General features: G+C 72.1%; 13 protein-coding genes. 1 reads left to right on the forward strand and 12 read right to left on the reverse strand.

Features of this window, described 5'->3' with window-relative positions:
- Both CYQ11_RS05050 and pyrR read right to left on the reverse strand, forming a co-directional pair.
- Nucleotides 1-1,020: an aspartate carbamoyltransferase catalytic subunit gene (locus CYQ11_RS05050; protein WP_099197648.1), complete on the reverse strand. Its 1,020-nt coding sequence runs from the start codon at nucleotides 1,018-1,020 to the stop codon at nucleotides 1-3.
- A 90-nt stretch (nucleotides 1,021-1,110) separates the two neighbouring features.
- Entirely contained in the window at nucleotides 1,111-1,680 is a 570-nt protein-coding gene (gene pyrR, locus CYQ11_RS05055) for a bifunctional pyr operon transcriptional regulator/uracil phosphoribosyltransferase PyrR (protein WP_099197649.1), read from the reverse strand.
- A gap of 197 nt (nucleotides 1,681-1,877) precedes the next feature.
- On the opposite strand from pyrR, the gene bldD reads away from it, so the two are divergent.
- A complete protein-coding gene (gene bldD, locus CYQ11_RS05060; protein WP_004948690.1) occupies nucleotides 1,878-2,378 on the forward strand; it encodes a transcriptional regulator BldD in 501 nt (166 codons plus the stop codon).
- 121 nt (nucleotides 2,379-2,499) lie between these two features.
- Here the strand turns inward: bldD and nusB are convergent, their stop codons facing one another.
- From nusB to mltG, 10 genes are all read right to left on the reverse strand, one after another.
- Complete coding sequence (gene nusB, locus CYQ11_RS05065; RefSeq protein ID WP_099197650.1) at nucleotides 2,500-2,934, reverse strand: transcription antitermination factor NusB; 435 nt, start codon at nucleotides 2,932-2,934, stop codon at nucleotides 2,500-2,502.
- A gap of 2 nt (nucleotides 2,935-2,936) precedes the next feature.
- Entirely contained in the window at nucleotides 2,937-3,503 is a 567-nt protein-coding gene (gene efp / locus CYQ11_RS05070; protein WP_099197651.1) for an elongation factor P, read from the reverse strand.
- A 49-nt stretch (nucleotides 3,504-3,552) separates the two neighbouring features.
- The gene (locus CYQ11_RS05075) at nucleotides 3,553-4,662 is read right to left on the reverse strand and encodes an aminopeptidase P family protein (RefSeq protein ID WP_099197652.1); all 1,110 of its coding nucleotides are present in this window, start codon (nucleotides 4,660-4,662) and stop codon (nucleotides 3,553-3,555) included.
- Nucleotides 4,663-4,740: 78 nt separating this feature from the next.
- A complete protein-coding gene (locus tag CYQ11_RS05080) occupies nucleotides 4,741-5,388 on the reverse strand; it encodes an AAA family ATPase (protein ID WP_240003139.1) in 648 nt (215 codons plus the stop codon).
- 142 nt (nucleotides 5,389-5,530) lie between these two features.
- Complete coding sequence (gene aroQ / locus CYQ11_RS05085) at nucleotides 5,531-5,983, reverse strand: type II 3-dehydroquinate dehydratase (RefSeq protein ID WP_099197653.1); 453 nt, start codon at nucleotides 5,981-5,983, stop codon at nucleotides 5,531-5,533.
- Nucleotides 5,980-7,071, reverse strand: coding sequence for a 3-dehydroquinate synthase (aroB, locus tag CYQ11_RS05090; protein ID WP_099197654.1), 1,092 nt, complete (start codon nucleotides 7,069-7,071; stop codon nucleotides 5,980-5,982). The genes aroQ and aroB overlap by 4 nt, the downstream gene beginning before the upstream one ends.
- Nucleotides 7,072-7,078: 7 nt before the next feature.
- Nucleotides 7,079-7,615 carry a shikimate kinase gene (locus CYQ11_RS05095; RefSeq protein ID WP_104650962.1) on the reverse strand — a complete coding sequence of 179 codons (537 nt, stop codon included), beginning with the start codon at nucleotides 7,613-7,615 and terminating at the stop codon, nucleotides 7,079-7,081.
- Nucleotides 7,612-8,796, reverse strand: a complete 1,185-nt coding sequence (aroC, locus tag CYQ11_RS05100; RefSeq protein WP_099197656.1) for a chorismate synthase — start codon at nucleotides 8,794-8,796, stop codon at nucleotides 7,612-7,614. The genes CYQ11_RS05095 and aroC overlap by 4 nt, the downstream gene beginning before the upstream one ends.
- A gap of 254 nt (nucleotides 8,797-9,050) precedes the next feature.
- Entirely contained in the window at nucleotides 9,051-9,884 is an 834-nt protein-coding gene (locus CYQ11_RS05105; RefSeq protein WP_099197657.1) for a shikimate dehydrogenase, read from the reverse strand.
- Nucleotides 9,881-11,521, reverse strand: a complete 1,641-nt coding sequence (gene mltG / locus CYQ11_RS05110) for an endolytic transglycosylase MltG (protein WP_099197658.1) — start codon at nucleotides 11,519-11,521, stop codon at nucleotides 9,881-9,883. The genes CYQ11_RS05105 and mltG overlap by 4 nt, the downstream gene beginning before the upstream one ends.
- Nucleotides 11,522-11,592: the final 71 nt, after the last annotated feature.

The following is an 11,592-nucleotide window of genomic DNA, read 5'->3' on the forward strand; positions in this document are numbered from 1 at the left end:
CTACTTGTTCTCCTCGGTGCGGGCGGTGGCGTTGTTCGTGACGGCCGGCTCGGAGCCGCCGAGCAGCAGGTAGAGCACGGCCATGCGGATCGAGACGCCGTTGGCCACCTGCTCGACGGCCGTGCAGCGGTCCGAGTCGGCGACCTCGGCGGTGATCTCCATTCCCCGGTTCATCGGGCCGGGGTGCATCACGACGGCGTGTTCCGGCATCCGGGCCATGCGGTCGCCGTCCAGGCCGTAGCGGCGGGCGTACTCGCGCTCGGTCGGGAAGAACGCGGCGTTCATCCGCTCGCGCTGCACCCGCAGCATCATCACGGCGTCGGACTTCGGCAGCACCTGGTCGAGGTCGTAGCTGACCTCGCAGGGCCAGCTCTCCACGCCGACCGGCACCAGGGTGGGCGGCGCGACGAGGGTGACCTCGGCGCCGAGGGTGCCCAGCAGGTGGACGTTGGAGCGGGCGACGCGGCTGTGCAGGACGTCCCCGACGATCGTGATCCGGCGGCCCGACAGGTCCTGGCCCAGTCCGGCGTCCGGGCCGATCAGCCGGCGGCGCATGGTGAAGGCGTCCAGCAGGGCCTGGGTCGGGTGCTCGTGGGTGCCGTCGCCGGCGTTGACGACGACCCCGTCGATCCAGCCGGAGGTCGCCAGGCGGTAGGGCGCGCCGGAGGCGTGGTGGCGGATGACCACGGCGTCGGCGCCCATCGCCTCCAGGGTCAGGGCGGTGTCCTTGAGGGACTCGCCCTTGGAGACCGAGGAGCCCTTGGCGGAGAAGTTGATGACGTCGGCCGACAGCCGCTTGGCGGCGGCCTCGAAGGAGATGCGGGTGCGCGTCGAGTCCTCGAAGAAGAGGTTCACGACGGTGCGGCCGCGCAGGGTCGGCAGCTTCTTGATCGGCCGGTCGGCGACCCGGGCCATCTCCTCGGCGGTGTCGAGGATCAGGACGGCGTCGTCGCGGGAGAGGTCGGCCGCCGAGATCAGGTGGCCTGGGGTTCGGGGGCTCCCCCCGGAGAGGTGCAGCATCCGGTTGCTCCGTGGTTGAGGAGGTGTGCGGGGGTGCGGACGGGCGTGCGGACCGACGGCCCCGGGGTCACCGGGTCCGTCCTGGCACCGCTACTGCGCGTCGGCCGGGGCGGTCTCGCGCACGCCGAGGAGCACGCTGTCGCGCCCGTCCTCCTCGGTGAGCTGGACCTTGACCGTCTCCCGCAGCGACGTGGGGAGGTTCTTTCCGACGTAGTCGGCGCGGATCGGGAGTTCGCGGTGGCCGCGGTCGACGAGGACCGCGAGCTGGACGGCGCGGGGGCGCCCGATGTCGTTCATCGCGTCGAGCGCGGCGCGGATCGTGCGGCCGGAGAACAGCACGTCGTCGACCAGGATCACCAGTCTGCCGTCGATGCCCTCACCGGGGATCTCGGTCCGGGCGAGGGCACGGGCCGGGCGCAGCCGCAGGTCGTCGCGGTACATGGTGATGTCGAGGGAGCCGACCGGGGTCTTGCCTCCGGTGATGTCCTCGAGCTTGGCCGCCAGCCGGTGGGCGAGGAAGACGCCACGGGTGGGAATGCCGAGGAGGACGACGTCGTCGGCGCCCTTGGCGCGCTCGACGATCTCGTGAGCGATTCGGGTGAGAACCCGGGCGATGTCCGGTGCTTCGAGCACGGGACGCGCGCTGGGAATTGCGTCCATACGAAACGGACCTCCTTCTCCGCCTCACGGGACGGACATTAAAGGACGTCGGATTTACCTGTTCACCGTACCAGGAGAACGGGCGTCCACCGGCCCCGGTCCCCTGACGGCCCAGGCGGTGAACCATTCGGCTTGACGAACCGAGATTACGCTGCGTAACCTCACAGTGAGTTACCAGTCTTCGTCCGGGGAGCTTTATGTCCAGCGAATACGCCAAACAGCTCGGGGCCAAGCTCCGCGCCATCCGCACCCAGCAGGGCCTCTCCCTTCATGGCGTCGAGGAGAAGTCCCAGGGGCGCTGGAAGGCCGTCGTAGTGGGTTCGTACGAGCGCGGCGACCGTGCCGTGACCGTGCAGCGCCTGGCCGAGCTGGCCGACTTCTACGGCGTGCCCGTGCAGGAACTGCTGCCCGGCACCACGCCCGGCGGCGCCGCCGAGCCCCCGCCGAAGCTGGTCCTGGACCTGGAGCGCCTCGCCCACGTCCCGGCCGAGAAGGCGGGCCCGCTCCAGCGCTATGCCGCGACCATCCAGAGCCAGCGCGGCGACTACAACGGCAAGGTGCTGTCGATCCGCCAGGACGACCTGCGCACCCTCGCCGTGATCTACGACCAGTCGCCCTCGGTCCTGACCGAGCAGCTCATCAGCTGGGGCGTCCTCGACGCCGACGCGCGTCGCGCGGTCCAGCACGAGGACGCCTGACGGCTCGTCCCGGCGATATGACAAACGGCCGGGGGCGGGGAAACCCTTTCGGGTTCTCCCCGCCCCCGGCCGTTTGTGCCGTGTGCGGCCCTCACGGTCCCTGTGAGGGCCTGGGCGCCTCTTAGCGGCCCTCGCGCCGGAGACTCGGCTTGAGCTCCTTGAAACGGCCCAGCAGGCCGTTGACGAAGGCCGGCGAGTCGTCGGTGGAGAACTCCTTGGCGAGCTGCACGGCCTCGTCGATCGCCACCGCGTCCGGGGTCTCGTCCTCCCAGATCAGCTCGTACGCACCGAGCCGGACGATGCTCCGGTCGGCGGCGGGCATCCGGTCCAGGTCCCAGTCGACCGCGTACGTCGCGATCAGCTCGTCGATCCGGGCGACATGCTCCGCATAGCCCTCGACCAGCCGCATCGTGTACTCGTTGACGGGCGGCTGGCGGTCGTCGGACCGCGAGTGCCGGATCCAGTCCGCGAGCACGTTCTGCACGGTGCTGTCACGCTGGTCGGCCTCGAAGAGGATCTGGAAGGCGCGCTTACGGGCCTTGCTACGAGCGGCCACGGTTAGCTGTTCACCCGACCGAGGTACTCACCGGAGCGGGTGTCGACCTTGATCTTCTCACCCGTGGTGATGAAGAGCGGGACCTGGATCTCGTAGTCGGTCTCCAGGGTGGCGGGCTTGGTGCCACCGGTGGAGCGGTCGCCCTGGACACCGGGGTCGGTGTGCTTGACGGTCAGCTCGACGGCGGCCGGCAGCTCGACGTAGAGGACGCTGCCCTCGTTCTGCGCGACGACGGCCTCGAAGCCCTCGAGCAGGAAGTTGGCGGCGTCACCGACCGTCTTGCGGTCGATGTGCAGCTGGTCGTACGTGTCCATGTCCATGAACACGAAGTAGTCGCCGTCCATGTACGAGAACTGCATACCGCGCTTGTCGACGTTGGCCGTCTCGACCTTCACGCCGGCGTTGAAGGTCTTGTCGACGACCTTGCCGGAGAGCACGTTCTTCAGCTTCGTGCGGACGAAGGCGGGGCCCTTGCCGGGCTTGACGTGCTGGAACTCGACGACGGACCAGAGCTGGCCGCCTTCGAGCTTGAGCACCATGCCGTTCTTGAGGTCGTTCGTGGATGCCACGGTTGCGGAATCTCCTGGACTGGTGGAACCAGAAAGTGCGGTGCGCCGGCTAGAGCGCGAGCAGCTCTTTGGTCGTGATGGTGAGTAGCTCGGGTCCGCCGTCCGCCTCGGGGCGGACGACGAGCGTGTCATCGATCCGGACTCCGCCGCGCCCCGGGAGGTGGACTCCCGGATCTACGGTGACCGGCACGCAAGCGTCCAGTTTACCCATTGCCGACGGCGACAGCCGAGGGTCCTCGTCGTTTTCGAGTCCCACGCCGTGGCCGATCCGCGGTCCGAGGCGCTCGCCGTGCCCCGCGGCCTCCAGGACGACCCTCGCCGCCCGGTCCACGTCGCGGTAGGCGGTGCCCGGCGCGAGCGCCTCCCGACCGGCCCGCTGGGCTGCGAAGACCTGGTCGTACAGCTCGATCTGCCAGTCCGCCGGGGAGGACCCTATGACGAACGTCCGGGCGATCTCACTGCGGTAGCCGCGGTAGAGGGCGCCCAGGCAGACGCTGAGGAAGTCGCCCTCCTCCACCCTGCGGTCGGTCGGCACGTGACCGGCGCGCCCGGAATTGGGCCCGGCGCCCACCGAGGTGGCGAAGGCCGGCCCGTCGGCGCCGTGGTCGATCAGCCGGCGCTCCAGCTCCAGCGCGAGGTGGCGTTCGGTCCGCCCGACCAGTATCGACTCCAGCAGCTCTCCCAGGGCCTGGTCGGCGATCTCGGCGGCGATCCGCAGCGTCGAGATCTCCTCGTCGTCCTTGATCACCCGCTGCTGCTCCACGGCCGTGCCCAGGTCGTTCAGCCGCGCCCGGGCCGCGACGGAGCGCACCGCACGGTGCCGGGTGACGGTCAGGTGGTGCTCCTCGACGGCGAGCGACCGGGCCCCGGCCTCCACGGCCCGCTCGGCCCCCGCGACCGCGGGATCGCCGTCCGGGGTGGGCAGGACCAGCACCGGCAGGTCGTCGGCAGGCCTGCTGCCGCCCGTCGCGTCCGCGAAGGGGTCGCTCGCGCACACCAGCACGTCCCGGTCCGGGCCGAGGAGCAGCGCGGCACCGGCCGGCGCGCCGCCCACCAGGTACCGGACGTTGGCGCCGCCGGAGACCAGGGCGGCCTCGCTGCCGCCCGCCTCGCACCACTCGCGCAGCCGCGCCCGCCGTGCCGCGTACACCTCGGACATGCCTCCGAGCGTACGTTCGGCGGCGGATTCCGGCCTTCCCAGCGCCTCCGACCGGGCGGTGGCGGCCGGACGGCCGGGCTACCAGCCGGTCAGGGCCCGGGCCACGGCCTCGTCCAGGAGGCGGGCGGTGGTGGCCACGTCCTGCTGGGAGTTGTCGATGATGGGCAGGCCCGAGCCGTACCAGCCCGCCATCCGGCCGTGGATGCGGGCCACCTCCTCGTCGCTGAGCCTGCGGTTGCCCGAGCGCTCGGCGTTGCGCTCCAGGACGACCTCCAGGCCCGGCAGCAGCACGACGGGCAGCAGCCCGGGGCCGACGTGCCGCTTCCAGCCGCCGAGGCCGACCACGGGCCGGTCGGGGAAGACGGCGTCGTCGAGGATGCACGAGATGCCGTTGGCGAGGAAGTTGCGGGCGGCGAAGCCGCAGGTGCGGCGGGCGAGCCGGTACTGCGCCTCGGAGTGGTCGTTCCAGCCGGACTGGGGGTCGGCGAAGCCCGAGCGCACCCACTCGCGGACGTCGTCGAGGCTGATGTGGGCCGTGGGCACCCGGCGCGTGTCCGCCCAGTACCGGGCCACGGTGGTCTTGCCGGCGCCGGCCGGACCGATGAGGAGCACCGCGACGGGGGCGGTGGAGGGGTCGTGCACCGCGACCGGCTCCGGCCGGGGCGGGGGCGCGGCCGGCATCGGGGGCTGCGCTGGCGGCAGCGGCGGTCCCGCGGGGTACTGCATCCGGTGGCACTCCGTCTCGTACGGGCGACTGGCGCGAGGTGGTGGGACGCGGGCACCGACCCGCGCCGGCCAGACGGGAGAGTACCGGAGAGTAAGCTCCCCCCGGTCCTCCCCCTGGGCCGCCGCACTGGAAACGGCCCGCTCAGCCGCCGAGTTCCTCCGCGAGCGCACGCAGCGCCAGCCGGTAGGAGCCGATGCCGAACCCCGCGACCGTCCCGCTGGCGACCGCCGCGATCACGGAGGTGTGCCGGAACTCCTCGCGCGCGTACGGGTTCGAGATGTGCACCTCGATGAGCGGCGCCGTGCGCTGCGCCGCCGCGTCGCGCATGGCGTACGAGTAGTGCGTGAACGCCCCGGGGTTGATGACCACCGGCAGCGCGCCGTCGGCGGCCTCGTGCAGCCAGCGCACCAGCTCGCCCTCGTCGTTGGTCTCGCGGACCTCGACGGCGAAGCCGAGCTCCGTGCCCAGCGCGGTGCATGCCTCGACGAGCCCCTCGTAGGACGTCGAGCCGTAGACGTCGGGCTCGCGCGAGCCGAGCCGGCCCAGGTTGGGCCCGTTGAGGACGAGGACCCGACGCCCGCTCGCGCCGTTCACGCGGCGATCTCCGCGTGGGCCGCCAGCAGCATCGCCGGGTCCGGGCCCTCCAGGACCGTCGGCTTGGCGAGGCCGTCGAGGACGATGAAGCGCAGCCGGTCGCCGCGGGTCTTCTTGTCGACCTTCATCGTCTCCAGCAGCTTGGGCCACTGGTCACCGCGGTAGGTGACGGGCAGGCCCACGGAGGTGAGAACGGCGCGGTGCCGGTCGGCGGTGGCGTCGTCCAGGCGGCCGGCGATCCGGCCGAGCTCGGCGGCGAAGACCATGCCGACGGACACGGCGGCGCCGTGGCGCCAGTTGTAGCGCTCGTTCTTCTCGATGGCGTGGGCGAGCGTGTGGCCGTAGTTGAGGATCTCGCGCAGGCCCGACTCCTTGAGGTCGGAGGAGACGACCTCGGCCTTGACGCGGATGGCGCGCTCGATCAGCTCGGCGGTGTGCGGGCCCTTGGGGTCGCGCGCCGCCTGCGGGTCGGCCTCGATCAGCTCCAGGATGGCCGGGTCGGCGATGAAGCCCGCCTTGATGATCTCGGCGAGACCGCTGACGTAGTCGTTGACCGGCAGCGACTCCAGGGCCGCCAGGTCGCACAGGACGCCGGCCGGCGGGTGGAAGGCGCCGACGAGGTTCTTGCCCTCGGCCGTGTTGATGCCGGTCTTGCCGCCCACGGCCGCGTCGACCATGCCGAGCACGGTGGTGGGCACGGCGATCCAGCGCACCCCGCGCAGCCAGGTGGCGGCCACGAAGCCCGCCACGTCGGTGGTGGCGCCGCCGCCGACGCCGACGATGACGTCGGTGCGGGTGAAGTTGGTCTGGCCCAGCGCCTTCCAGCAGTAGGCGGCGACCTCGACCGTCTTGGACTCCTCGGCGTTGGGGAGCTGGATCGCGATGGCCTCGTAGCCCTGCTCGGCGAGGTCCTGGCGCAGCACCTCCCCCGTCTCGGCGAGGGCCTCCGGGTGCAGCACGGCGACCCGCTTGGCCTTGTCGCCGATCAGGCCGGGCAGCTCGCCCAGCAGCCGGCGGCCGACCAGGACCTCGTACGGCGCGGTGCCCGCGCTGCCGGCGACCTGGATGCGGGTGGGGGCGTCGGTCATGCGTTCCTCACTGCGTGATGTCGTGGGTACGGTCCCGGGGCAGCCGCAGCGCCTCGAGTACGGCGTCGGCGACCTGGGCCGGGGTGCGGCCGCCGGTACCGATGACGGCGCGGGCGACCTCGGTGTAGAGCGGGCGGCGCTGTTCCATCAGCTCGCGCCACCGCTTGCGCGGGTTGACAGCGAGCAGCGGGCGCGGGGCGTCCAGGCCCACGCGGTGGACGGCGTCGGCCAGTTCGACGTCGAGGAACACCACGGGCAGGCCCGTGAGCAGGGCGCGCGTGCCGGCGTCCATGACGGCGCCGCCGCCGAGGGCGAGCACCCCGGGGTGCTCGGCCACGGCGGTGCGCACGGCCTGCCGCTCCAGCTCGCGGAAGTGCGGCTCGCCCTCGTCGATGAAGATCTCCGGGATGGGCTTGCCGGCGAGCTGCTCGACGTCGGCGTCGGTGTCCCGGTAGCCCGTGCCCAGCCGCTCGGCGAGCAGGGCGCCGATCGTGGACTTGCCGGCCCCGGGGGGGCCGACCAGGACGACGACGGGCGGGGTCACTTGATGGCCAGGTTGTCGAGGTAGCCCTGGACGTTGCGGCGGGTCTCGGTGACGCTGTCGCCGCCGAACTTCTCCACGACCGCGTCCGCCAGGACGAGCGCCACCATGGCCTCGGCGACGATGCCGGCCGCCGGGACGGCGCACACGTCGGAGCGCTGGTGGTGGGCCTGGGTGGGCTCGCCGGTGGTCACGTCGACCGTGGCCAGGGCGCGCGGGACGGTGGCGATGGGCTTCATGGCGGCCCTCACGCGCAGCAGCTCGCCGGTGGTCAGGCCGCCCTCGGTGCCGCCGGAGCGGCCTGAGGCGCGGCGGATGCCGTCCTCGGTGGGGACGATCTCGTCGTGGGCCTTCGAGCCGGGGACACGGGCCAGCTCGAAGCCGTCGCCGACCTCGACGCCCTTGATGGCCTGAATGCCCATCAGGGCGGCGGCCAGCCGGGCGTCCAGGCGCCGGTCCCAGTGGACGTGGGAGCCCAGGCCCACGGGTACGCCGTAGGCGAGGACCTCGACGACGCCGCCGAGGGTGTCGCCGTCCTTGTGGGCCTGGTCGATCTCGGCGACCATCGCCTTGCTCGCGGCCTCGTCCAGGCAGCGCACCGGGTCGGCGTCCAGCTTCTCGACGTCGGAGGGCCGGGGGTGCACGCCGTAGGGGGCCTTGGCGGCGGCGAGCTCCACGACGTGGGAGACGATCTCGATGCCGGCCGCCTCCTTGAGGAAGGAACGGGCGACGGCGCCGAGGGCCACGCGGGCGGCGGTCTCGCGGGCGGAGGCGCGCTCGAGGATCGGGCGGGCGTCGGCCACACCGTACTTCTGCATGCCCGCCAGGTCGGCGTGGCCCGGGCGCGGCCTGGTCAGCGGGGCGTTACGGGCCAGGTCCGCCAGCTCGGCGGGGTCCACGGGGTCGGCCGACATGACCTTCTCCCACTTGGGCCACTCGGTGTTGCCCACCATGACCGCGACCGGGGAGCCCATCGTCAGGCCGTGGCGGACGCCGCCGAGGAAGGTGACCTCGTCGCGCTCGAACTTCATCCGCGCGCCGCGTCCATAGCCGAGGCGCCGCCGGGCCAGGTGGTCGGCCACCATGTCCGTGGTGATCGGCACGCCGGCGGGAAGACCCTCCAGCGTCGCCACGAGTGCGGGGCCGTGCGATTCCCCCGCGGTCAGCCAGCGCAACCTGCTCAACGGTGCTCCTCAGTGCCTGGGCCATGCGAAATGCTGCCTCGATCCTCCCACGAGCCGGGGCGGGATCAGGGCGCAGGTCCAAGGGACGGACGCATGTGGACACAATGCGGGCAGCAGCGGAATCCGCTGCCGCCCACCCCGCAGGTGCGGGGTCCACCAAGCGGAACGCGCCGGGATCCAGGACTACGGCGCGAAACGCCCGGGGCGCGCAGAGGCGCGAATCGGCCGGGCTCGACGCCTCCAGCCGTGCGCCGTCACGCGCCGCGCGCCGCCAGCGCCGCCTCGCCGGCGGCCCGCATGGCCGCCAGGGGGCCGGGCGCGCGGCCCGTCATCTGCTCGACCTGGAGGACCGCCTGGTGCACCAGGAGGTCCAGGCCGCCCAGGACCGTGCCGCCGCGGTGCGCCCAGGCGGCGGCCAAAGGCGTCGGCCACGGTTCGTAGAGCACGTCGAAGAGCGTGCCCGGGTGCTCGGGGACCGCTTCGGCCAGTGCGTCCGTGGCCCCGGCGGGGGTCGTGGCGATCACCAGCGGCGCGGTGAGCGCCTCCGCGGCGCGGGACCAGTCGGCGGTGCGCACGGACACGCCGAGCCGTTCGCCCCAGTGGCGCATCTCGGCGGCGCGTTCGGCGCTGCGGACGTAGGCGGTGACCTCGCCGGTGCACACGCGGGCGAGGGCGGCGAGGGCCGAGGACGCGGTGGCGCCGGCGCCGAGGACGGCGGCCGAGTCCGTCTTGTCGATGCCGCGCTCCCGCAGGGCGGCCGTGATGCCGGGGATGTCGGTGTTGTCGCCGAGCCGGCGGCCGTCCTCGGTGAGGACGACGGTGTTGACGGCCTCGACCGACTCCGCGGTGGCGCTGATCTCGTCGAGCAGCGGGATGACGGCCCGCTTGAGCGGCATGGTGAGGGAGAGCCCGGCCCACGTGTCGTCGAGGCCCTCGACGAACGCGCACAGCCCGTCCTCGTCGACCTCGAAACGGTCGTACGTCCACTCCGTCAGGCCCAGCTCCGCGTAGGCGGCGCGGTGCAGGACCGGGGAGAGCGAGTGGGCGATGGGCGAGCCGAGGACGGCCGCCCGGCGCTGCGTGGTCATGAGCCGGCCTTCTTGTGTTCCTGCTCGTACCGCTGGCGGTTCTTGTTGTGCTCCTCGTTGGTCACCGCGAACAGCGTCTCGTTCTCGTTGACCGACACGAAGTAGTACCAGGGGCCCGGCGTGGGCTCCAGGGCCGACTTCAGCGCGTCCATGCCGGGGTTGCTGATCGGCCCCGGCGGCAGGCCTTTGACGTTGTACGTGTTGTACGGGTCCTTGAACTTGCGCAGGTCGCTGACGGCGCCGGTGTCGAGGGTGCTCTGGCTCCTGGCGTAGTTGACCGTCGAGTCGAAGTCGAGCAGGCCGTAGGTCTCCTTGTTGTCCGGCTTGAGCCGGTTGTAGATGACCCGGGAGATCTTGTCGAAGTCGTGCTTGTACTTGCCCTCGACCTGGACGAGGCTGGCGACGGTGATGACCTGGAGCGGGGACTTCAGGCCCAGGTCCTTGGCCTTGCCCGCCAGGTCCTGCTCGTCGTAGTTCTTCTTCGCCCGGGCCACCATCTGCCGCAGAATGTCCTCCGGCTTGGTGCCCTTGCCGGCGCTGTACTGCGACGGGAAGAGGAAGCCCTCCAGCGGGTCCTTCAGGTTCGGGTCGCCGCCCGCCCAGTCGGGCAGGCCCAGGTTCTTCACCTGGCTCTTGGCGACCTCCTTGGTGGTGCCCGCCTTGAGTTCGAGCTTCTTGTCGATCGCGGCGTAGACGTCGGCGGCCCTGATGCCCTCGCGGAGGGTGAGGAAGTTGCCGGAGTCGGTCATCATCGCGACGGCCGCCGCGCCGGACATCTCCTTGCGCAGCGTGTACGTGCCCGGCTGGATGGACTTCTTGGCCGCGGCCTCGGTGAAGGCACCGACGCTCTTGACGACGCCGGCCTTCTCCAGGGCCTGGCCCATCTGCGTCAGGCTGGAGCCCTTGGGGATCTCGACCTGGACCTGGCCGTCGCCTTCGCCCTCGTAGTCGGGGGCGGGCCCGAAGTGGCTCTGCCAGTAGTCGTAGGCGAGGTAGCCGCCACCGCCCACGACGCCGACGAGCACGACGGCGACCAGCAGGCAGGCCGTGCCGCTGCGCCGCTTGTTCTTCTTGCCCTTGCCCTTGCCGCGGCGCTCACGGCCCCGGCCCCGGGGTTCGTCGGCCGCCTCGGCGTCGTCTTCCGCGTCGGGGCCGTGGTCCGCCGGGTCGTCGTCGAAGAAGGAGAGCTTCTCCTCGTCGGGCTCGGTGCGCCACTCGTCGCCGGCGGGGCCCGCGGGGGCCTGCGGCTGCCGGAGCTGTTCGTGCTGCCCCTGCCGCTGCTCGCCCACGTACGGGGTCTGCTGCTGCGCCTGGGGGTGCTGCGGAGACTGCGGGTGCTGGGCCTGCGGATGTTCTGCCTGCGGGTAACCGCCGGGAGCGCCGTAGGGGTCCTGCTGGCCGTCGCCGTAGCCGCCGGTGTGCTGCGCGGCGTACGGGTCGCCGGCGTTCCCGGCGTACTGGCCCCCCGCCGTGTGCGAGGGGTCCCAGCCGTACTGCTGCTGTTCGGGATAGTGCTGCTGCTGTCCGTAGGGGGGCTGCGGCTGCGCGTACTGCTGCCCGTCGTATCCCCGGTCCCCGTACAGAGGGTCCTCGGGATGCCACGGTTGAGAGCCGGAACCCCGGCCGTACTCAGTCATCTATCCCCTAGAGCCGCACAGCGGCAGCCGTTGGGCGCTCGGTGAGCGCAATCGTCCGACGTCTGGTCCTG

Origin of the sequence: Streptomyces cinnamoneus (assembly GCF_002939475.1) — a bacterium.
Taxonomy (GTDB): Bacteria; Actinomycetota; Actinomycetes; order Streptomycetales; family Streptomycetaceae; genus Streptomyces; species Streptomyces cinnamoneus_A.